The 20,188-nt window shown below is 55.5% G+C and carries 20 protein-coding genes and 1 riboswitch; of the genes, 5 read left to right on the top strand and 15 right to left on the bottom strand.

Going from position 1 to position 20,188, the window contains the following annotated elements; translation table 11 throughout:
* Nucleotides 1-14: 14 nt before the first annotated feature.
* From ACN0YD_RS07875 to ACN0YD_RS07850, 6 genes are all read right to left on the bottom strand, one after another.
* Nucleotides 15-485 carry a RidA family protein gene (locus ACN0YD_RS07875; RefSeq protein ID WP_417318484.1) on the bottom strand — a complete coding sequence of 157 codons (471 nt, stop codon included), beginning with the start codon at nt 483-485 and terminating at the stop codon, nt 15-17.
* A gap of 85 nt (nt 486-570) precedes the next feature.
* Nucleotides 571-1,320, bottom strand: a complete 750-nt coding sequence (locus tag ACN0YD_RS07870; RefSeq protein WP_417318482.1) for a GGDEF domain-containing protein — start codon at nt 1,318-1,320, stop codon at nt 571-573.
* A gap of 178 nt (nt 1,321-1,498) precedes the next feature.
* On the bottom strand, nt 1,499-2,752 hold the full coding sequence (locus ACN0YD_RS07865; protein WP_417318480.1) for a DNA polymerase IV: 1,254 nt from the start codon (nt 2,750-2,752) through the stop codon (nt 1,499-1,501).
* Between the two features lies 1 nt (nt 2,753).
* On the bottom strand, nt 2,754-3,656 hold the full coding sequence (locus ACN0YD_RS07860) for an ROK family protein (protein WP_417318479.1): 903 nt from the start codon (nt 3,654-3,656) through the stop codon (nt 2,754-2,756).
* Nucleotides 3,657-4,310, bottom strand: a complete 654-nt coding sequence (locus ACN0YD_RS07855) for a hypothetical protein (RefSeq protein WP_417318477.1) — start codon at nt 4,308-4,310, stop codon at nt 3,657-3,659.
* A 20-nt stretch (nt 4,311-4,330) separates the two neighbouring features.
* Nucleotides 4,331-4,609 carry a DUF3572 domain-containing protein gene (locus tag ACN0YD_RS07850; RefSeq protein ID WP_417318475.1) on the bottom strand — a complete coding sequence of 93 codons (279 nt, stop codon included), beginning with the start codon at nt 4,607-4,609 and terminating at the stop codon, nt 4,331-4,333.
* A 172-nt stretch (nt 4,610-4,781) separates the two neighbouring features.
* Here ACN0YD_RS07850 and ACN0YD_RS07845 point away from each other — a divergent pair, with 172 nt between their 5' ends.
* A complete protein-coding gene (locus ACN0YD_RS07845; RefSeq protein WP_139938453.1) occupies nt 4,782-5,147 on the top strand; it encodes a response regulator in 366 nt (121 codons plus the stop codon).
* A gap of 9 nt (nt 5,148-5,156) precedes the next feature.
* Nucleotides 5,157-6,527, top strand: a complete 1,371-nt coding sequence (locus ACN0YD_RS07840; RefSeq protein WP_417318473.1) for a PleD family two-component system response regulator — start codon at nt 5,157-5,159, stop codon at nt 6,525-6,527.
* 13 nt (nt 6,528-6,540) lie between these two features.
* Here ACN0YD_RS07840 and fumC read toward each other — a convergent pair whose 3' ends face one another.
* Entirely contained in the window at nt 6,541-7,923 is a 1,383-nt protein-coding gene (fumC, locus tag ACN0YD_RS07835; RefSeq protein ID WP_417318471.1) for a class II fumarate hydratase, read from the bottom strand.
* 121 nt (nt 7,924-8,044) lie between these two features.
* Between fumC and ACN0YD_RS07830 the strand changes: the two genes are divergently transcribed.
* The 3 genes from ACN0YD_RS07830 to ACN0YD_RS07820 all read left to right on the top strand — a co-directional run bounded on the left by ACN0YD_RS07830 (nt 8,045) and on the right by ACN0YD_RS07820 (nt 10,083).
* Nucleotides 8,045-8,764, top strand: coding sequence for a TerC family protein (locus ACN0YD_RS07830; RefSeq protein ID WP_417318470.1), 720 nt, complete (start codon nt 8,045-8,047; stop codon nt 8,762-8,764).
* Nucleotides 8,754-9,347: an exopolysaccharide biosynthesis protein gene (locus ACN0YD_RS07825; protein ID WP_417318469.1), complete on the top strand. Its 594-nt coding sequence runs from the start codon at nt 8,754-8,756 to the stop codon at nt 9,345-9,347. Before ACN0YD_RS07830 ends, ACN0YD_RS07825 begins: the two co-directional genes overlap by 11 nt.
* 139 nt (nt 9,348-9,486) lie before the next feature.
* Nucleotides 9,487-10,083 (top strand): NAD(P)H-dependent oxidoreductase, encoded by a 597-nt coding sequence (locus ACN0YD_RS07820; protein WP_417318467.1) that lies wholly within the window; start codon nt 9,487-9,489, stop codon nt 10,081-10,083.
* 65 nt (nt 10,084-10,148) lie between these two features.
* Here the strand turns inward: ACN0YD_RS07820 and rpmG are convergent, their stop codons facing one another.
* The 8 genes from rpmG to ruvX all read right to left on the bottom strand — a co-directional run bounded on the left by rpmG (nt 10,149) and on the right by ruvX (nt 19,979).
* Nucleotides 10,149-10,316 carry a 50S ribosomal protein L33 gene (rpmG, locus tag ACN0YD_RS07815; protein ID WP_417318466.1) on the bottom strand — a complete coding sequence of 56 codons (168 nt, stop codon included), beginning with the start codon at nt 10,314-10,316 and terminating at the stop codon, nt 10,149-10,151.
* Between the two features lie 125 nt (nt 10,317-10,441).
* Nucleotides 10,442-12,724 (bottom strand): ribonuclease R, encoded by a 2,283-nt coding sequence (gene rnr, locus ACN0YD_RS07810; protein ID WP_417318464.1) that lies wholly within the window; start codon nt 12,722-12,724, stop codon nt 10,442-10,444.
* A 16-nt stretch (nt 12,725-12,740) separates the two neighbouring features.
* Entirely contained in the window at nt 12,741-15,287 is a 2,547-nt protein-coding gene (topA, locus tag ACN0YD_RS07805; protein WP_417318462.1) for a type I DNA topoisomerase, read from the bottom strand.
* Nucleotides 15,288-15,396: 109 nt separating this feature from the next.
* Nucleotides 15,397-16,521: a DNA-processing protein DprA gene (dprA, locus tag ACN0YD_RS07800; protein ID WP_417318460.1), complete on the bottom strand. Its 1,125-nt coding sequence runs from the start codon at nt 16,519-16,521 to the stop codon at nt 15,397-15,399.
* A gap of 21 nt (nt 16,522-16,542) precedes the next feature.
* On the bottom strand, nt 16,543-17,067 hold the full coding sequence (gene plsY / locus ACN0YD_RS07795; RefSeq protein WP_417318879.1) for a glycerol-3-phosphate 1-O-acyltransferase PlsY: 525 nt from the start codon (nt 17,065-17,067) through the stop codon (nt 16,543-16,545).
* An 80-nt stretch (nt 17,068-17,147) separates the two neighbouring features.
* A complete protein-coding gene (gene pyrC / locus ACN0YD_RS07790; protein WP_417318458.1) occupies nt 17,148-18,434 on the bottom strand; it encodes a dihydroorotase in 1,287 nt (428 codons plus the stop codon).
* Nucleotides 18,431-19,417: an aspartate carbamoyltransferase catalytic subunit gene (locus ACN0YD_RS07785; RefSeq protein ID WP_417318456.1), complete on the bottom strand. Its 987-nt coding sequence runs from the start codon at nt 19,415-19,417 to the stop codon at nt 18,431-18,433. The genes pyrC and ACN0YD_RS07785 overlap by 4 nt, the downstream gene beginning before the upstream one ends.
* A 100-nt stretch (nt 19,418-19,517) precedes the next feature.
* Nucleotides 19,518-19,979 (bottom strand): Holliday junction resolvase RuvX, encoded by a 462-nt coding sequence (gene ruvX / locus ACN0YD_RS07780; RefSeq protein ID WP_417318455.1) that lies wholly within the window; start codon nt 19,977-19,979, stop codon nt 19,518-19,520.
* Nucleotides 19,980-20,055: 76 nt separating this feature from the next.
* A riboswitch (TPP riboswitch) is annotated at nt 20,056-20,157 on the top strand.
* Nucleotides 20,158-20,188 lie beyond the last annotated feature (31 nt).

Genomic DNA, 20,188 nt, shown 5'->3' with positions numbered 1-20,188 from the left:
CCTAAGTTTTCAATTTAAGAAATTTCGATAAGCGCATCAATTTCAACGGGAACATTGAGAGGAAGTGCATTGGTTCCAACGGCAGAGCGGCTGTGTTTGCCTTCCTCTCCGAACACCTCGACCATAAGGTCGGAAGCGCCGTTGACAATGGCGGGCTGGCCGCCAAAACCGTCTGTGCAGTTAACAAAAGCGCCCAGTTTGATGATCCGGCGGACCCGGCTCAGGTTACCGTCACAGGCGGCTTTTGCCTGGGCAATAATGTTGACGGCGCAAAGGCGCGCGGCCTCGACCGCGGTTGCCTCATCGACCTCTTGTCCCACTTTGCCGACATAGGCCAGTTTGCCGTCCGCACCGAGCGGAATCTGGCCCGAAATGGATACCAGGGTGCCACTGGCTACGTATGGTACATAGTTGGCCACCGGCTTGGCGGGTTCGGGCAGGGTAATGCCGAGTTCGGCAAGGCGCTGTTCATAGATATTGGTCATCTTGTCATCCGGTTTGTTATTCTTTCCGGAAGACATTAGCGCCTGCAGGCGACTTTGAAAAGACCCGACCGGTACCGTCCGGGATTTATTCCGCCATACCGGTCACAGCCAGAATACGGCTTTTGTCGCCACGGTTCCGGCATCGGGATTTTTTGTCGAAATACATTTGTTCATCAGCGCGGTGCATGATGTCGGTCCGGCAGCTGTCGTCTATGGCGGTGATGCCGAAGCTGGCTCTCGCTGTCAGGGTGAGGTCCTGGAAATGCAGAGGGGTTTTTTCCAGCTTTTTGCGAATGAAAAGGAGGTGCGTGTTGGCAAATTGTTTGGCATCGCAATGGCTCAACAATAGACCAAATTCATCTCCGCCGAGACGGGCGGCGTAATCTGTCTGGCGGATGGAGCTTTTCAACAGGTCGGCCACATGAGAAATCAGGGCGTCGCCGGCGGCATGGCCGTAGTGGTCGTTGATTTCCTTGAAACCGTCAAGGTCAATATAGACAAAAAGGGACTGTTCCTCATGGCGTTTGTAGCGGGCAATGGCGTGCTCAAGTTCCATCTCCAGTCCGCGGCGGTTGAGAAGTCCGGTAAGCGGGTCCTTGATGGCCTGGGTTTTCAACTCGCCGATGAGCTTTTTTTGCTCTGCAATGGTCTGTTCCGCCTCGACAGCAAAATCAAGAATTTCTGTCAGAAGCGACCAGCTGCCGTTGGACAGGCCTTCGGGCACGACCTTGAATTTTTCGATCAGTTCTCCGGCCATCCGGGTCATGGCATCATTATAATCCACATTGGTTTTTGCTTTCCGGGAGTTCGGTAAAGACAGGGAAATATGGGTCATGATGTTGTCCTCGCTTTGAAAATGCTATTTTTCCACCTCACTACAAAGCAAAGGTCGTGCCAAATATTAGATCATTGAACTTAAAGGAAAAAATGTTGCTCACGAGACAGGACAAGGTCTGGGCCGGAAATAACTGCCGCCCGGATGCGGCAAAAAATGCGAAACTATGGTTAATTTTTCAGAAGTTTCGGCCCTTTTTGATTTTGTCCGTGCCGAACCGGCCGCGGATCTTGTCCATGGCTTTTTCCGCCTCCAGTTTTTTTGTCTTTCCTGTATCCACCAGGTCAGGTTGGTCGGCACCGTCCTCGCTGGCAAGATTGCCCACTCCGATGCCGATCAGGCGGTATTCCAGTCCCTGACATTCAGGTTTCAGAAGATGCATCCCGGTCTCGAAAATAACCTCCGCCATGCGGGTCGGACTGTCCAGCGACAGGGAACGGCTGACCTGGCGGAAATTGGCGGTCTTGAGTTTGAGAGTGATGGTCCAGCCCGCCAGATGCTTCGCCTTGAGCCGGGAGGACACTTTTTCGCATAGAGGCCAGAGCAATTTTCGCAATCTGTCGAAATCGGCAATGTCCGTATCCAGGGTAATTTCATTGGAAATGCTTTTTACCTTGCTGTCCGGGCTAACCGTGCGCACATCCTCGCCGCGGCTGAAATGATAGAGCCGTTCGCCGAGAATGCCATAGCTCTTCATCAGGTCATGTTTGTCCATATGCTGCAACTGACCGATGGTGGTGATGCCGTTGCGTTTCATTTTTGCCTGCGTGACCTTGCCAACGCCCCACATATTGGAGATCGGCTGGCGGGCGAGGAAGCCGGGGGCTTCGGCTCGTCCGACCACCGAGAACCCCCGTGGCTTGTTCATGTCAGAGGCCATTTTGGCGAGAAACTTGTTGTAGCTGAGACCGATAGAAACGGTGATGCCGATGTTCTGCTCGATCTCTTTGGCCGCCCGGGCGAGACTGGCTGCAGCCCGGGCATGGTGCAGTTTTTCTGTGCCGCTCAGATCAAGAAAGGCCTCGTCAATGCTCAGCGGTTCTACCAGGGGGGTCAGATGATCGAAAATTTCGCGGATTTCCTTGCTGGCGGCGGCATATTTTTTCATGTTGGGCGGCATGACAACTGCATCGGGGCAGAGTTTATTGGCCTTGAACATGGGCATGGCGGAATGAACGCCGTAACCCCGGGCCAGATAACAGGCGGTTGAAACCACACCCCGGTGGCCTCCGCCAATGATCAGGGGCTTACTCAGTAAGGCCGGGTTGTCCCGCTTTTCAATACTGGCATAGAACGCGTCACAGTCGATATGAGCCATGGTGAGGTCAAACAGTTCCTCATGCATGACCTGGCGCGGGCTGTCGCAACGGGGACAGGGACCATCGTGTTCCTGTTCATATTCATGGAAACAGTCCCGGCAGACCGTCTGCATGTCAGTTCTCCTGATCAAGCGGCCAGAGCCAGGCTGCGCCGCGCACACCGCTTGAGGTACCGTGTGCAGCTTTCCTGAGCGGCGTATCGCAATAATCGGAAAAGATAAACTCCTGCCACAGCTCGGGGACGCGGCTATAGAAGCTGTCGATTTCCGAGAGGCCGCCTGCCAGGACAATCACCTCAGGGTCCAGGATATTGATAACATGAGCCAGGGCGCGGGCGAGACGACGCTCATATTGTTCCGTCAGTTGCTGACACAGGGAATCCCCGGCCTGCGCCCGGGTGGCAATCTCTTCAGGCGGGACCTGGTCCGGATGCTGCTTTTGCAGGGCGGGACCGGACAGAAAGGTCTCGATACAGCCGGTTCTGCCGCAATAGCATGCCGGTCCGGGCCATTCTTCCTGAGAGAGGTCTGGCCAGGGCAGGGGATTGTGCCCCCATTCTCCGGCAATGGCATTGGCGCCCACCAGTGTACTGCCGTTGACATAGAGACCAGCGCCTACGCCGGTACCGAGTATCACGGCAAGGACGCTGTTGGCGCCGGCCGCGGCACCGTCGATGGATTCGGAGACGGCCAGACAATTGGCGTCGTTCGAGATGCGCACTTCCCGTTTCAGCAGTTTTTGCAGGTCCTGTCTCAGGGGCTGCCCGTTGAGCCAGGTGGAATTGGCGTTTTTGACAAGTCCGGTGCGGGGGGAGAGGGCACCCGGGATACCGATGCCGATCGTGCCCGTCAGACCAAGGATATGTTCCGTCGACTTGACCAGATGGCCTATGGCCTTCAGGGTGGCCTTGTAGTCGTTTTTCGGGGTGGCGATACGTTCCCGGTGCAGAATATCGCCATCGTCTTCAAGGGCGATAATTTCCGTTTTCGTGCCACCAAGGTCAATACCGATACGCATCTATTTTATATCCCCGATATGTCCCATGACCAGTTTGTGGATATGGTTCCAGTCGTCGCAGCGGTGATGGCTGTCTTCCGCCTTTTCAACAGTCTTTCCCAGTGCTTCATGGGCCACGTAATGCAGCCGCAGGGAGTCCGGTACGCACTCCGCCACCGAGCTGATGTGTCTGGAAATATCATCAATAAAAACAAGGGGATGGCTAACCCCGCTGGATATTTCCCGCACTGCCGGACCCTTGGGTCCGCTATTGGTGACCACGGGATGATGGATGTCATGCTGCCTGAACAGCGCTCGCCGCCTTTCGGCAAAATGATGGGGCAGGTTGGTCAGGATCACGATCTGGCAATGTTCCGACAGGGCGTCCAGGTTTTGCTTCGCGCCGGGCACCAGATCCTGCTGATCCACCGAATAGTCGAAGAAGTCCTCCAGCAGCAGGGAGAATTCTTCCTGCGGCACCGGTTTGTCGTTTGCCCGGTTTCGTATGTTGCCGAAAAGGGCGTAGCTCTTATAGGAGATATACATGTCCCGGGAGGACAGGAAACGGTCGAGAATATTGGCAAAATCCAGTACGACTTCGTCCGCGTCGGTCACAAGAAGAGGCCTGGACGGGTCAAGACTGAGACTTTTGATTTGTGAAATGGCCTGTTGCATGGCAATATAATCCAAAAAGATTATTGGTTTTGAAGATATTCGGCACCGGGCAGTGACATTCGGGCGCGGGCTGGATGATCGGGGCTCAGGTTTCGGCTTTCGCAGAAGGCAAGAAGTCTCTTTTCGTCCTGGAGAAGAAAATCCAGAACGCTGCCCAGAACTGCAGGATCGCCGGCATGGCCCGTCAGGGTTTCCCTGTCAAGGCCGGATAGCCTGAGGAACGCCATAAAGGCCTCTGTGTCTTCAGCGATGTAGCGCAAGGCTTCAAGGGCAATAAGTTCTGCCTGTTCCTGCATCATGAGGCTTGTCCCGGTTGGTGAAGGGGAATATAACTAGACTTGTTGAGTGAGTGTATCGTGTTAACAGCTTTTTCATAAGATGTTGTTATACAACAAGATAGAATTTAATACATATTTTGGCAGTGCAAAAAACATAAAACGCCCAACTAAATAATGATCAACGGGACAAATTATGCCTAAAAAGATTTTAGTAGTGGAAGACAACGAACTCAACATGAAACTCTTCTGTGATCTTCTGGAAGCTCATGGCTACGAGACCATTCAGACGCAGGAGGGCATGAAGGCGCTTGAACTTGCACGTACTGAAAGCCCGGACCTTATCCTTATGGATATCCAGCTTCCGGAGGTATCAGGCCTTGAAGTGACCAAATGGATCAAGGAAGATGATGATCTGAGGTCAATTCCGGTGATTGCCGTAACGGCTTTCGCTATGAAGGGGGACGAGGAAAAAATTCGTGATGGAGGCTGCGAAGCTTATATAGCCAAGCCGATTTCCGTCAGTCAGTTTATCGAAACCGTAAAAAAATTTGCAGGATAGCTCCCCCGGATGACCGCTCGAGTACTTGTTGTCGATGACGTTATTCAGAATGTGAAATTGCTGGAAGCAAAATTATCCAGTGAATATTTTGACGTTCTGACGGCAATGAACGGTGAAGAGGCTCTGGAGGTCATTGCCAGGGAACAGCCCGATATCGTGTTGCTGGATGTGATGATGCCGGGGATGGACGGTTTCGAGGTCTGTCGCCGTATTCGTGAGAATCCCAAGTCAGCTCATATTCCTGTAGTCATGGTCACCGCCCTTGATCAGCCGAGGGACCGGGTGGCCGGACTCGAGGCCGGCGCCGACGATTTTCTGACCAAGCCGGTGCAGGATACACCGCTGTTTGCCCGGGTGCGTTCCCTGGTGCGGCTGAAGATGCTCATGGATGAATTGCGCATGCGTGAATCAACCGGTGAGACCTTCGGTGTTAATTTGTCTAATGAAACCGGCCCAGTCAGCATTGCCAATGCCCGCGCTCTCCTGATTGAGGATTACGGCCGGGTGGCCGACCGGATCAGCCGCTATCTCGGCGATCTGGTACAGATGGATGTGGACGATGTGGAGAGCGGCGAGATTTCCACGCCCGGTCTGGAAAAATACGATCTCTTTATCATCAGCCTCAGCCTGAAGAATGTGGAGGGGTTGAGGCTCTGCTCCCAGCTCCGGTCCATGGAGAAAACCCGCCATACGCCGATCCTGGTGCTGGTGGATGAAGGAGACGACAAGCAGATGGTCAGGGCTATGGATATCGGTGTGACCGATTATATCACCCGTCCCATTGACAGCAATGAACTGGTGGCCCGTACCAAATCCCAGTTGCGTCAGAAGCGCTATGCCGCCCGTTTGCGCCGCAATATGAAGAAAAGTATGGAAATGGCCATGACCGATGCGGTTACCGGGCTTTATAACCGTCATTTCCTGTCATCCCACCTTGATAATCTGATGTCGCCGGACAACGACAAGCGCTCCAATGTATCCCTGCTGATGATGGACCTGGATCATTTCAAGGAAGTCAACGACACCTACGGCCATGCCTCCGGCGACGAAGTGCTGCATGAATTTGCCAAAAGGATCAGCAATAATATCCGCGGCATTGATCTTGCGGCCCGCTTCGGCGGTGAGGAGTTCGTCGTGGTGATGTCCGAGACCGATCTGGAATTCGCTTATTTCGTGGCGGAACGTCTGCGTCGTAGCGTGGCCGAGGTGCCGTTCGAGATCACTGCTTCCGAGAAGCCCATTAGTGTGACCGTCAGTATCGGAATCGCCCGGACCGGGGAAATCCGCCAGTCAAGCACGAAGCTTCTGGTGGCTGCCGATGAGGCCCTTTACCAGGCCAAAAATTCCGGCCGCAACAAGGTCTGCATCATAGAGGAATAGAGGGATTAGTCCCCTAGACCATCCCTGACGGTTCCACCCATTTGTCAAACTCCTCCGCTGTCACCAGCCCCAGATCCTGTGCGGCGTCCTTCAGGGTGATATTCTCTGCATGGGCCTTTTTGGCAATTTTTGCCGCGTTGTCGTAACCGATATGGGGATTAAGCGCAGTGACCAGCATCAGTGACTGTTCCAGAAGCTCGGTGATCCGCTCCCGGTTGGCCTCAATGCCGATCAGGCAGTTGTCGGTAAAACTCCGGCAGGCATCGGACAACAGACGGACGGACTGCAGGACATTATAGATGATCACCGGCTTGAAAGCATTGAGTTCGAAATGGCCATTTGAGCCGGCTACGGTCACAGTAACATGATTGCCCATGACCTGGGCCGCCACCTGGGTCAGGGCCTCGCACTGGGTGGGATTGACCTTGCCCGGCATGATGGAGGAGCCGGGTTCGTTGGCGGGCAGGATCAGTTCACCGAGGCCTGATCGTGGTCCACTGCCCAGGAACCGGATGTCATTGGCGATTTTCATGCAACCGGTGGCGATTACATTCAATACGCCGGAGACTTCCACCATGGCGTCATGAGCGGCAATGGCCTCGAATTTATTTTCTGCGCTGGTGAAGGCAAGCCCGGTTTCCCGGTTCATATGTTCGACAAAAAGCCCGGCAAAGTCGGGATGGGCGTTAAGGCCGGTGCCGACGGCTGTGGCGCCCTGGGCGAGCTCCGACAGCCGGGGCAGGGCCTCGCGCAATCGTTCCAGGCCCAGTTTCATCTGCCGGGCGTATCCGGAGAATTCCTGCCCCAGGGTCACAGGCGTGGCGTCCTGGGTATGGGTGCGGCCGATCTTGACGATGTCCCTGAACTCCTCCGATTTGGCCATCAGGCCCTGATGGAAGCGGGCCAGGGCCGGGACCAGGCTTTCCTGAATTTCCACAGCTGCCGCCACGGACATGGCCGTGGGGAAGCTGTCGTTGGAACTCTGGCCTTTATTGACGTCGTCATTGGGGTGGACCGGCTCCTTGCCGCCGCGTGTGCCGGTCATAATCTCGTTGGCGCGTCCGGCAATGACCTCGTTGGCGTTCATATGGCTCTGGGTGCCGGACCCGGTCTGCCAGACCACCAGCGGAAATTCCTCCAGCAGATCGCCGGCGATGATTTCTCCGGCGGCCCTGACGATGGCCTCGCACTTGTCCTTATCCAGCAGCCCGAGCTCTATATTGGCCAGGGCCGCACATTTTTTCTGCAGCCCCAGGGCCCGGATCAGAGGCGCGGGCATTTTCTCTCCGCCAATCCTGAAGTTTTCCAGCGAGCGCTGGGTCTGGGCGCCCCAATAGCGGTCTGCCGGGACCTCAATGGGGCCAATGCTGTCTGTTTCCGTCCGGGTCTCAACCATGGCCTGCTCCTGTTCATGGAACTTTTTTCAATCATAAGCTATTGACGGCTTGTACAAAAGAGCGATTTACATCAAGCTGCAATTGCGTCTATCGAAGTTATATTTGCTTTGGAATTATCAAATGGATTGGATGTTTGATTATCATATCTGGGCCAGTCTTCTGTCCCTGACCGCGCTTGAGATCATCCTCGGCATAGACAATGTGGTTTTCATTGCCCTGCTGGTCAATCACCTGCCGGAACAGCAAAGACAGCGGGCCCGACAGGCCGGGCTTCTGTTGGCCTTGCTGATGCGTATCGGCTTGTTGTTCGGTATCGTCTGGTTGATCGGGCTCAGTGAACCAATGGTTACCCTGTTCGGGCTTGATTTTTCCGGCCGGAGCCTGCTGATGTTGGGCGGGGGACTGTTCCTGCTGGCCAAGGGGACCACCAGCATCCATGACGAAGTTACCGGTGAGCGCGAGGAAAATTATTCCGCCTACAGCGGCGGGTTTCTGATCACGGTGCTGCAGATTGTGGTGATTGATTTTATCTTTTCCTTTGATTCCGTGCTGACTGCTGTGGGCCTGACCAGCAATATCTGGGTCATCGTAGTGGCCATGGTGATCGCCATGCTGGCCATGCTGCTCTCTTCCCGGGTAATATCGGATTTTATCCTGCGTTTCCCGACGCTCAAGATGCTGGCCTTTTCCTTCATCATGATGATCGGCGTGTTCCTGGTGGCCGAAGGGCTCGGCTTCCACGTACCCAAAGGCTATATTTACTTCGGCATGTTGTTCTCGCTGATGGTTGAAAGCCTTAATTTACTGGCGAAAAGGAAAAGAAAAAAGAATGAGCAGTAAGCTTCTGCCGCCGCGTCGGCTTTCGGCTGTTCTTAATGACCTGATGGATAGCCTGCAGGGGGAGGTGCTTTCGCTGAGGCAGATTTCAGACCAGCTAGGCACCCGTGCCTATGGTGCCTTTATTGTGGTGCTGACTTTGCCCAATTTCATTCCCGGCCTGTCGCTGATTAGTGGCGCTTTCATGGTCCTCTTTTCGGTGCAGATGGTGATGGGAGTGGAGCATCCCCGGTTGCCGGCCTTGATTGGCCGTTTCAGCATCCGCCGGGCCACATTGAGAAAAGCTATGACCGTGATTCTGCCGCGGCTGGAATATTTCGAGTACCGGATCCGGCCCCGGTGGGTGATTTTGAATACTCAGATTGCCATTCGCATCATGGGACTGGTGGTGGTATTCCAGTCCCTGGTCATCATGTTGCCGGTCCCGTTCAGCAATTTCATTCCTTCGGTGGCCTTGTTGTTCATGGCTTTCGGTATGATGCAGAAGGACGGATTGGTGGTGGTGCTGAGCGCGCTGCTGGGTGTCCTTTATTCTGTTGTTTATCTCTGGTTTGCCTGGGATCTTTTGACCAGACTTCTGGCCTGATTTATCTCCCTTCCGTCATCCCGGTGAAAACCGGGATCCAGACATGGCTTCCCCAGACAATCTGGTTTATTATTGGACTGGATTCCCGCCTTCAATCACTTTGGCGCGCGAATGACGAATGTAGAGGCAGGAATGACAAATGGGAACAGCCATGCCGAAAAAAATCCTGATCATTGATGGTCACCCGGATCCGGACGAGGCGCGTCTGTGTCATGCCCTGGCCAAGGCCTATTGGGACGGGGCCCGGGAAGGCGGGCACGAGGTGCGGGATATCGAGGTGGCCCGGTTTGACTTTCCGATCCTGCAATCTCTGCAGGATTATTATCACGGTGAACCCTGTCCCTCCATTCACAATGCCCAGAAGGACATCGAGTGGGCCGACCATATCGTCATTATTTTTCCCCTGTGGATGGGCGGCATGCCGGCGCTCCTCAAGGGGTTTCTGGAACAGGTGCTGAGACCCGGTTTCGCCTATGAGGCAAAGGAAGGCGGCTTTCCCGGCAAGCTTTTGCATGACAAATCCGCCCGCATCATTGTGACCATGGGCATGCCGGCCTTTGCCTACCGCTGGTTTTTCATGGCCCACAGCCTGAAGAACCTGAAACGCAATATTCTGAAATTCTGCGGCATCAACCCGGTACGCGATACCTTGTTCGGCATGGTTGAGGCGGTCAGCGACGAAAAGCGCAAGGGATGGATCGAGAAGATGCGGGATATGGGGCGCGGGGGAGAGTGAAACGAAAACCGGCCGGGAGAAACTCACCGGCCGGTTCGACAAACTTTGGCAGAAACCAGAAAATCTTATTTGATTTTATGTTCCTTGAATTCCACATGCTTGCGCACAACGGGGTCATATTTGCGCATGACCATTTTTTCCGTGATGTTGCGCGGATTCTTTTTGGTTACATAGTAGTAGCCAGTGCCAGCAGAGCTGACGAGTTTGATTTTTACACTAGCGGGTTTTGCCATTTTTCTGGTCCCGATCCTTAATCTAAGAAATTGATTGAGCGGAAAATACAGTGATTGCGGGCGAAGTCAAGAGGAGATCAGGGATTTACCTAAAAAAATCCGCTTCGAAGCTCCTCCCGTCCGCGTTAACGACGCCTGCGACTTCTTTCCGGCTGTTTTCCACCTTTTCGCGGTGTTCCGCCCCGCTTTGTGGCAGCGCGCCGTCCCTTTGATTTTGCAGCCGGCCGCCCGGCTTTCAGCAGTTCCTCGTCAATCAGTTCCAGCATCAGGCCGCCGGTCACCGGATTCGCTTCACGCAACCGGACCGTCACCTTGTCGCCGAGCTGATAGACGATGTTGGTATATTCCCCCTCCAGCATATGCAGGTCCGCATCATGGCGGAAATAGTCGCCGACGAGGGAGGAAACCGGCACCAGGCCGTCGCCGCCGCTTTCCTTGAGGGTGACGAACAGGCCCGCCCGGCTGACACCGGAGATGGTGCCGTCAAAAACATCACCCACATGATCCTTCATATAGGCGGCCACATAACGGTCGGTGGATTCTCTTTCGGCCAGCATGGCGCGCCGTTCCATATCGGAAATATGCTGGGCGGTTTCTGCAAACTTCTCCCGGTCCTCCTTGCTCAGGCCGTCATCACCCAGCTTCAGGGCGCTGACCAGGGCCCGGTGCACCATCACATCCGAATAACGCCGGATGGGGGAGGTGAAATGGGCGTACTGTGGCAGGGAAAGGCCGAAATGGCCTGCATTGTCCGGTGAATATATGGCCTGTGACTGGCTGCGCAGGACGACCGTGTTGACCACTTCCTCCTGCGGCGTATCCGCCACCTTGCGCAGGATGTTGTTAAACACCTTCGGTTTCATCACCTGTCCCTTGGCAAAGCTGTAATCAAGGCTCTGGAGGAATTCACCCAGGGCTTCCAGCTTTTCGGGGGTCGGTGGCTCATGCACCCGGTACATGCAGGGCCAGTCCTTGTGCTGCAGCTGCTGGGCGGCGGACACATTGGCCTGGATCATGAATTCTTCCACCAGCTTGTGCGCCGGCAGCACCATGCGGGGCACGATGCTTTCGATATGGCCGTCTTCGCCGATGGTGATCTTGCGCTCGGGCATTTCCAGTTCCAGCGGCTCCCGGTGCCGGCGGCCCTTCATCAGGCACTCATAGGCGCCCCAGAGTGGCTTGACAACCGTGTCCATGAGCGGTTTGGCAGCGGAGCCGGGTTTGCCGTCCACAGCGGCCTGATATTCCTCGTAAGAGAGGCCTGCCGCACAGCGCATCAGACCGCGCACGAATTTATGGCGCAGTTTCTTGCCGTTTTTCGCGAACCACATGTGTACGGCCATGCAATAGCGGTCCTCATTTTCATTGAGGGAGCAGAGCCCGTTGGAGAGCCGTTCCGGCAGCATGGGCACCACCCGGTCGGGGAAATAGACACTATTGCCCCTCTCGCGGCCTTCCTTGTCCAGCGCCGAGCCGGGCCGCACATAACGGGCCACATCGGCAATGGCGACAATCACGTGCCAGCCGCCTTCGTTGTTCGGGTCTGTGTCCGGTTCCGCCCAAATGGCATCGTCATGGTCCCGGGCATCGGCCGGATCGATGGTAATCAGGGGAATATCCCTGAGGTCCACCCGCTTGTCATCCATCGCCGGGGTTTCGGATTTCTCTGCTTCCTTGATGGCTTCGTCACTGAAATCAATGGGGATGCCATGGGCATGCACGGCAATCAGGCTGATGGAACGGGGCTCGTCCATGGCGCCGAGGCATTCACGCACCCGTGCCGGTTTCGGTTCGCCGCGTGCGCTGCGCCGGGCCTTGCGGGCCTCCACAAGGACAAGTTCGCCGTCCTTGGCGCCCTGCCAGTCCTTGCGACCGATCACATAGATATCGCGGTTTTTCTTGTCCGTGGGATAAACGAGGGCGACATTGTCGTCCTGTTGCCGGAAAAAGCCCATGACCAGACCGCCGCTTGATTCCAGCTTGCGGATGATCCGGGCGACGTAACCGGATTTATTATCCCGGTTGCGGCTGAGCCGGGCCAGAACCCGGTCGCCGACACCTGCTTTCCCTTTTGTTTCATGGGAAAACAGGATGATTTGCGGCGGCGGGCCTTCTTCTTCCCAGTTTGTGGGCTGGGCCAGAAGATCGCCCATTTTGTCCAGTCCGGTGATTTCAATCACTGAGACCGCGGGCAGGCCGTCGTCGGGGTGGATAGTCTTTTTGTGACCTTTTTTCAGAAGGCCTTCTTCTTTCAGTTCCAGAAGCATGGCTTTCAGGAGGATGCGGTCTTCGCCGCGTATGTGAAAGGCCCGGGCGACTTCACGTTTTGTCTGTCTGTCCGGATTGTTCCTGAGGAACTCGAGCACCTCTTCCCGGGAGGGGAAGGGGATATGTTTTTTATCTGTCATTTTTTCCTGCGCCTAATCAGGCGCTTTTTTTCTTGCGCGTGCTTTTCTTTTTGCCTTTGGCGGCGCGCGCCTTCAGAAGCTCAACGGCTTCTTCCATTGTTATCGATTGAGGGTCTTTATCCTTCGGAATTGTGGCATTTATACGTTTATGCTTCACATAGGGGCCATATCGGCCGTCCATGACCAATACCGGTTCCTTGTCCTCGGGATGGGGACCCAGTTCTTTCAGCGCTTCCGGCGCTTTCTTTTTCTTCGCACCTTCGGCGATCAGTTCAACAGCCCGGTTGATGCCCAGCGTAAAGACCTCTTCCGGGTCCTTCAGGCTTACAAACACACGGTTATGGGCTACATAGGGTCCATAGCGTCCGATCGCTGTAATAATCGGTTCCTGGTCTTCAGGGTGCTTGCCAACTTCACGGGGCAGGGACAGTAGCTGCAGGGCGCGTTCCAGGTCAACCGAGTCCGCAGACATGCCTTTCGGAATAGTGGCGCGTTTTGGCTTTTCTTTCTTGTCCACCGGCTCGCCAAGCTGGATATAGGGACCGAATCGACCGGTGCGCACAGTCACTTCCATGCCGCTTTCCGGATCAACGCCCAGGACTTTCGGACCGTCATCGGCCGCCCCGTCACCATCTTCACCGCTACCGGTTTTCATATGGCGGGTGTAGTTACATTCCGGATAGTTGGAACACCCGATGAAGGCGCCGAACTTGCCGGTTTTCAGGCTGAGCTGGCCTTCCTTACATTTGGGACAGCTGCGCGGATCTGATCCGTCTTCCCGCTCCGGGAAGATATAGGGCGCAAGAACATTATTCAGGGTTTCCAGAACCTCGGAAACACGAAGATCCTTGGTGCCTTCGACGGCCTTGCTGAACTCCAGCCAGAAGTCAGCCAGAACTTTTTTCCAGGCAATGTCACCGGCGGAAATCTTGTCGAGCAGTTCCTCCATGTCGGCGGTAAAGTCATATTGCACATATTTGCCGAAGAAATTCTCGAGGAAGGCAATCACAACCCGTCCCTTGTCCTCCGGGATAAAGCGGTTCTTGTCCATGACCACATAGGTGCGGTCGCGGAGCACCTGCAGGACGGAGGCATAGGTGGACGGCCGGCCGATGCCCAGTTCTTCCATTTTCTTTACCAGGCTGGCTTCGGAATAGCGGGGTGGCGGCTCGGTGAAATGCTGGTTGGCTTCCACTTTATCCTGATTTACGGACTCTCCGTTTGCCAGTTTGGGCAGACGTTTGCCGTTCTCTTCATCGTCCTCGTCGTCCTTGCCTTCCTGATAGAGGGTCAGGAAGCCGTCAAAAATCTGAACGGTACCGGTGGCGCGCAGGCCCTGTTTTCTGTCTTCGGACTGAAGATCCACTGTGGTGCGCTCCATTTGCGCTTCTGCCATCTGGCAGGCGATGGTCCGTTTCCAGATCAACTCGTAAAGCCGGGCCTGGTCATCATCCAGATATCTGGCCATGTCTTTTGGCAGACGGTTCAGGTCGGTGGGCCGGATCGCTTCGTGGGCTTCCTGGGCGTTTTTGGCCTTGGATTTATACATCCGCGGGCTTTTCGGCAGATATTTGTCGCCAAAGTCCCGGCCGATGACGGACCGGGCGCCCTGAATGGCTTCCTGGGCCAGGGTCACGCCGTCAGTACGCATATAGGTGATCAAGCCCACGGTTTCGCCGCCGAGGTTGGTGCCCTCATAAAGTTTCTGGGCTGTGCGCATGGTGCGGGTGGCATTGAAGCCGAGTTTGCGGGCTGCTTCCTGCTGCAGGGTGGAGGTGGTGAAGGGCGGCGCCGGATAGCGTTTCGCCGGTTTGCTCTCCACGGATTGGACAGTAAATTTAGCCGCTTCGACCTTCGCCTTTGCCGCCATGGCGTCGGCTTCGTTGGTCAGGGTGAATTTCTGAACCTTCTCACCGTCCAGCAGGCTGAGACGCGCTTCAAAGGACTGGTTTTCTTCACTTTTCAGGGTGGCAAGAATGCTCCAGTATTCTTCCGCGGTGAAGCTTTCGATCTCCAGTTCCCGCTCACAGATCAGGCGCAGGGCCACGGACTGTACCCGGCCGGCAGAACGGGAGCCCGGAAGCTTGCGCCACAGGACGGGGGAAAGGGTAAAGCCCACCAGATAGTCCAGCGCCCGGCGGGCGAGGTAAGCCTCAACCAGCGGCGTGTCAATATCGCGTGGTTGTTCCATGGCCTTGAGAATGGCGCTTTTGGTGATTTCATTGAACACCACGCGCTTGATTTTCTGGTCCTTGAGAACGCCGCGTTTGTTTTTAAGCAGTTCCAGGACGTGCCAGCTGATGGCTTCTCCCTCGCGGTCCGGGTCGGTGGCGAGGATCAGTTCGTCCGATTTCTTGGTCGCGTCGGCGATATCCTTGATACGCTTTTTGCTGTCGCTGTCCACTTCCCATTCCATGGCGAAATCTTCGTCAGGTTTGACGGAGCCGTCTTTGGAAGGCAGGTCTCGCACATGGCCGAAACTGGCAAGGACTTCATAGTCTTTGCCCAGATATTTGTTGATGGTCTTGGCCTTGGCCGGGGATTCTACAACTACAGTTTTCATGCGATCAGCTTTGTTCTGGATGTTTCCGGACTGGTTGGGGGGATGGTCTGTTTCCTGCCCCTGTTCCGTCTCCGGATAATTTCGTAATTTGGCAGGGGTTTAGCATATTTTACTTAACAAATGCTACCCTGTTTCCCGGATGTCGGACAATTTCCCCGGCAAGTTCCAGTTCCAGAAGAACCGTTTGTACGTCTGCCGCGTCCACGCCCGACAATCGGATCAAATCGTCTATGGGTACAGCGGTATGACTTAATTTTTCCCGAATTGCAAGCCTTGTGGAGTCAAATGAAGCATGAGGCAAGTCCGCTGGTGGGGGCGGCTGAAGGTGAATTTCCCTCTGGCTGGAACGCAGAGGGAGGTTTTGTTGTATCAGGATATCTAAGACGTCATCGATGCTTTCTGTCAGTTGCGCCCCATCCCGAATCAGGCTGTTTGGCCCCCTGGCCCGGGGATCAAGCGGATGACCGGGGACGGCAAAAACCTCGCGTCCCTGTTCCGCCGCCTGCCGGGCTGTGATCAGGGAACCGGAGCGCAGGGTGGCCTCCATCACCAGGACACCGCAGGAGAGACCCGAGATGATGCGGTTGCGTCTTGGAAAATGCCGGGCCTGAGGCTGTATGCCAAGTGGCATTTCAGAGACGACAAGCCCTTTTTCGACAATTTCCTCATAGAGCGGAATGTTTTCGCTGGGGTAGGGTTCGTCTATGCCGCCGGCCAACACGGCAATTGTGCCGGTCTCCAGCGCCCCCCGGTGAACGGCAGTATCGATGCCCCGGGCCATGCCGGAAACAATGGTCAGATCTTGTGCGCCTAACCCCCGGGCGAATTCACCTGCGAGTTTCATACCGGCGGCCGAGGCATTTCGTGCCCCGACAATGCCGAAACACCTGCTGTGAAGTAATTCCGTCCAGCCAAGCGTCATAAGGATGGGCGGCGCACTGTCTATGGCGGCAAGCGGCTTCGGATATTTTTCGTCCCCGATGACAATCAGTTCTCCACCAAGTTCGGCAAGGCGATCAAGCTCTTGCTGCAGGGCTTCCCGAGGCGGCGGTACAAGCGGCTTCTTTCGTCCACCGCGGCGGGACAGACCGGGAAGGGCCTCAAGCGCTGTTTCAGCATCAGCATATATGTTGAGCAGGTCCCGGAAGGTAACAGGGCCCACTCTTTCCGTCCGGCTCAGGCGCAGCCGATTAAGTTTTTCCTGTTCTGATAGAGAGGTTGTTATTGAGGTCACACAGAGTCCCGGGCGTTACGCTCAGGACTTTTTACCGATCCTCGGCTCTGTGCCCTGGAGCAGGCGTTTGATGTTATCCTTGTGTCTGAGGAAGATCAGCAGACATAATATGCAACTTAAAGTAGCAAGTCCAGTCCCGGATATATAATATGCGTAGAGGGGAGAAAGAAATGCAGCAACCAATGCGGAGAGCGAGGAGATGCGAAAGATCAGGGCTGTGAAAAACCAGGTGAGGCAGCAGGCGAGGCCCACGGGCCAGCTCAGCGCCAGCAGGGTGCCGAGAAAAGTGGCCACACCCTTGCCGCCTTTGAATTTAAGCCACACCGGGTAGATGTGGCCGATGAAGGCTGCACCACCGGCATAAAGGCCGGCACCCGGGGACAGATATTCTGCAATCAGGGCCGCCGCGGCCCCTTTGCCGCCGTCCAGGATCAGGGTAAGAAAGGCGAGAAACTTATTTCCGGTGCGCAAAACATTTGTGGCGCCGATATTGCCGGAACCGATGTTGCGGATATCACCCTGGCCGGCCAGCCGCGTCAGCACCATGCCGAAAGGAATGCTGCCGAGGAGGTAACCCCCTGCCAGTGCCGCGGCCAGTATTTCCACAGATAAAGCCACCCTTTGTTTTATCCCTTATATTCGAAGACGGTTTCGCCGCCGACCACGGTGCGAAGGACGCGACCCTGGACCGGCTTGCCGTCAAAGGGTGTGTTTTTCGTGATGCTGGGCAGTTTTTCCGGATCAATGCGCCAGGGGACATCCAGGTCAAACAGGCACAGGTCCGCCGGAGCGCCTTCCTTGAGGACGCCACTGTCCAGGCCCAGGATACGGGCCGGGTTGACGGTCATTTTTCTCAGAATGTCGAGCAGTTTCATCTGGCCGTTGTGGAACATCTCCAGGGTAACCGGCAGCATGGTTTCCAGTCCGATCACGCCGGCTTCCGCCTGTTCGAAGGGCACTCGCTTGCTTTCGGGATCTTCCGGATCGTGGCTGCTGACGATGACATCAATGATGCCGTTCCTGAGGGCCTCGACCACGGCGACACGGTCTTCTTCTGCGCGGAGCGGCGGTGAAACCTTGGCAAAGGTACGATAGTCCTCGATGGCGAATTCGTTAAGCGCCAGATGAGCCACGGACACACCGGCAGTGACGTTCATGCCGTTATCCTTGGCAGTTTTCATCACTTCGATACTGTCCTGGCAGGTAATCTGGGCCGCATGATAGCGGGTTCCAATTTTGCGCAGAAGACGCAGGTCCCGCTCCAGCATGATGGTTTCTGCCTCGGTAGGAATGCCGGGCAGGCCCAGCCGTGTGGCCAGTTCACCCGCATTCATGCAGCCGCCGGAGGAAAGTGAAGGATCCGCCAGATGCTGGATCAGGAGGGCGTCGAAATGTTTCATATATTTCAGGATACGTGTCATCAACGAGGCGTCGGCGATGCTCACATTGCCGTCGGTGAAGGCTTTCACGCCGGCCTGGCTCATCAGGCCGATCTCGGTCATTTGCTCTCCGCCAAGGTTTCTTGTAGCCGCGGGCAGGGCGATAAAATTGACGGCGGCATCCCGGGCCCGGCTCATGAGATATTCCACACGAGCCATGTCGTCGATAATGGGACTGGTGACCGGCTGCACGCAAACAGTTGTCACACCGCCATAGGCGGCGGCCTCACCGGTATTGTGGATGGTGTCGCGATAATCCGCACCGGGAATACCCACAAATACCCGCATGTCGATCAGACCGGGGGCCAGGCAGTGTCCCTTGCAATCGATAACGGTTGCGTCAGTTCCCTTCAGATCCACTTTTTCGCCAAGGGCGACAATAAGGTTGTCTTTGGTCAGGAGCTGTCCCTTGATATCCAGGTTGCTGGCCGGGTCGAGAAGCCGGGCATTGTCGTAAAGAACACGAGTACTCATTGGCTGTCCTCCTGCTCGACAAGGCGTTTTTTACGGGTCAGAAGGTCGAGGCAGGCCATGCGAACGGCCACGCCCATTTCCACCTGTTCCTGGATTACGCTGCGGGTAAGATCGTCGGCCACGGCAGCGTCAATTTCAACACCCCGGTTCATAGGGCCCGGATGCATGATCAGGGCGTCTTCTTTCGCCACACTCAATTTTTCATAGTCCAGGCCGTAGAAGTTGAAAAACTCGCTGATGGAGGGGAAATATCCGCCTTTCATGCGTTCAGTTTGTACCCTTAGCATCATGACAATATCGCAGTCCTTCAGCCCTTCCTTCATGTCATAAAAGACTTCCACTCCCAGGCGCTCCGCCTTGGCAGGGATCAGGGTCGGCGGTCCGATCAGCCTCACCCGTGCCCCCATGGTGGTCAGCAGGTGAATGTTGGAGCGGGCAACGCGGCTGTGGGCGATATCGCCACAAATGGCGACCGTCAGCCGTGCGATGCGCCCTTTGCGCCGACGAATGGTCATGGCGTCCAGCAGGGCCTGTGTCGGGTGCTCGTGGCGGCCGTCCCCGGCATTAAGCACGGCACAGTCTACTTTCTGGCTGAGCAGGTTCACGGCGCCGGACTGGCCGTGTCGCACCACCAGAAGGTCCGGCTGCATGGCGTTAAGCGTCAGAGCCGTATCCAGCAGAGTTTCCCCCTTTTTGAGAGAAGAGGTGGAGATGGACATGTTGATCACATCCGCGCCCAGCCGTTTACCGGCAAGTTCAAAGGACATCTGGGTTCGGGTGGAAGCCTCGAAGAAGAGGTTGATCTGGGTGAGGCCGCGCAGAATGCTTTTTTTCTTGTTTGTCTGGCGGTTCTGTTCCGCATAGAGATCCGCCACATCAAGTATTTGGGTGATTTCCTTTTCCTTCAGTCCTTCTATCCCCAGAAGGTGCTTGTGCGGGAAAAGTTCGCTCGTCACCGTTGAGGAGAGGGCGGCCTTAGACATGCTTCAGTCCTTGTATGTTCTCGTTATCACTGAAGAGCTATTTTATAGGGGCTTTGCATCTGGCAGGCAAGAAGAGTTTCTCGAGAGGGTCAAGAAGATTTTAAAGCTGTGAAAGAAGATCCAGCGCCCCCTGTAAAATATAGGCGGCAGCCATTTTATCGACCAGTTCACTACGTCGCTTGCGGCTGGCGTCCGCATCCAGAAGTGTGCGGGTCACGGCCATGGTCGACATGCGTTCATCCTGAAAGATGATCGGGATGTCGATTTTCGTCAGCATGTTGGCGGCAAATTGCCGGGTTGACTGGCAGCGGGGTCCCTCTGTTCCGTCCATATTCATGGGCAGGCCGAGCACCAGGGCGCCGACATTCTGTTCTTTGATGATCTGTAGAAGCCGTTCCGAGTCTGTGGTGAATTTTTTGCGTTTGATGGTTTCCATGGGGCTGGCGATACCAAGCAACACATCAGAAAGGGCAAGGCCGATGGTTTTGCTGCCCAGGTCCAGTCCGAGCAGGCGCTGACCGGGCTTAAGATGGCTTTTGAGGTCTTGGATGTCAGTGATCATGGGCCCTAGATAGACTGTTTGCGGATATTTTCAATATTTTCTTGAATTCGGCACCGCTTTCAATATCTAATGGGGCAAGAATTCCTAGGGGGGCCTTTTGAGGCTGAGAGGTGAGACACACCGACCCTTAGAACCTGATCCGGGTGATGCCGGCGGAGGGAAGGAATTGTCGCATTGACATTTTCACATTATACCCTCCAATCGCATCG

The sequence above is a fragment of the Emcibacter sp. genome, from assembly GCF_048269205.1.
Classification (GTDB): domain Bacteria; phylum Pseudomonadota; class Alphaproteobacteria; order Sphingomonadales; family Emcibacteraceae; genus Emcibacter.
This window is presented reverse-complemented; position numbering and strand designations above follow the sequence as displayed.

What these genes read in the sequence shown, in the direction of transcription:
- pyrC (WP_417318458.1), bottom strand. Translation starts at nt 18,434, where the DNA reads ATGAGTACTCGTGTTCTTTACGACAATGCCCGGCTTCTCGACCCGGCC.
- ACN0YD_RS07855 (WP_417318477.1), bottom strand. Translation starts at nt 4,310, where the DNA reads ATGCAACAGGCCATTTCACAAATCAAAAGTCTCAGTCTTGACCCGTCC.
- ACN0YD_RS07875 (WP_417318484.1), bottom strand. Translation starts at nt 485, where the DNA reads ATGACCAATATCTATGAACAGCGCCTTGCCGAACTCGGCATTACCCTG.
- ACN0YD_RS07845 (WP_139938453.1), top strand. Translation starts at nt 4,782, where the DNA reads ATGCCTAAAAAGATTTTAGTAGTGGAAGACAACGAACTCAACATGAAA.
- ACN0YD_RS07860 (WP_417318479.1), bottom strand. Translation starts at nt 3,656, where the DNA reads ATGCGTATCGGTATTGACCTTGGTGGCACGAAAACGGAAATTATCGCC.
- ACN0YD_RS07820 (WP_417318467.1), top strand. Translation starts at nt 9,487, where the DNA reads ATGGGAACAGCCATGCCGAAAAAAATCCTGATCATTGATGGTCACCCG.
- ACN0YD_RS07870 (WP_417318482.1), bottom strand. Translation starts at nt 1,320, where the DNA reads ATGACCCATATTTCCCTGTCTTTACCGAACTCCCGGAAAGCAAAAACC.
- ACN0YD_RS07785 (WP_417318456.1), bottom strand. Translation starts at nt 19,417, where the DNA reads ATGTCTAAGGCCGCCCTCTCCTCAACGGTGACGAGCGAACTTTTCCCG.
- ACN0YD_RS07865 (WP_417318480.1), bottom strand. Translation starts at nt 2,752, where the DNA reads ATGCAGACGGTCTGCCGGGACTGTTTCCATGAATATGAACAGGAACAC.
- ACN0YD_RS07830 (WP_417318470.1), top strand. Translation starts at nt 8,045, where the DNA reads ATGGATTGGATGTTTGATTATCATATCTGGGCCAGTCTTCTGTCCCTG.
- ACN0YD_RS07825 (WP_417318469.1), top strand. Translation starts at nt 8,754, where the DNA reads ATGAGCAGTAAGCTTCTGCCGCCGCGTCGGCTTTCGGCTGTTCTTAAT.
- rpmG (WP_417318466.1), bottom strand. Translation starts at nt 10,316, where the DNA reads ATGGCAAAACCCGCTAGTGTAAAAATCAAACTCGTCAGCTCTGCTGGC.
- ruvX (WP_417318455.1), bottom strand. Translation starts at nt 19,979, where the DNA reads ATGATCACTGACATCCAAGACCTCAAAAGCCATCTTAAGCCCGGTCAG.
- ACN0YD_RS07840 (WP_417318473.1), top strand. Translation starts at nt 5,157, where the DNA reads ATGACCGCTCGAGTACTTGTTGTCGATGACGTTATTCAGAATGTGAAA.
- fumC (WP_417318471.1), bottom strand. Translation starts at nt 7,923, where the DNA reads ATGGTTGAGACCCGGACGGAAACAGACAGCATTGGCCCCATTGAGGTC.
- ACN0YD_RS07850 (WP_417318475.1), bottom strand. Translation starts at nt 4,609, where the DNA reads ATGATGCAGGAACAGGCAGAACTTATTGCCCTTGAAGCCTTGCGCTAC.
- plsY (WP_417318879.1), bottom strand. Translation starts at nt 17,067, where the DNA reads ATGGTGCTGACGCGGCTGGCCGGCCAGGGTGATATCCGCAACATCGGT.
- topA (WP_417318462.1), bottom strand. Translation starts at nt 15,287, where the DNA reads ATGAAAACTGTAGTTGTAGAATCCCCGGCCAAGGCCAAGACCATCAAC.
- rnr (WP_417318464.1), bottom strand. Translation starts at nt 12,724, where the DNA reads ATGACAGATAAAAAACATATCCCCTTCCCCTCCCGGGAAGAGGTGCTC.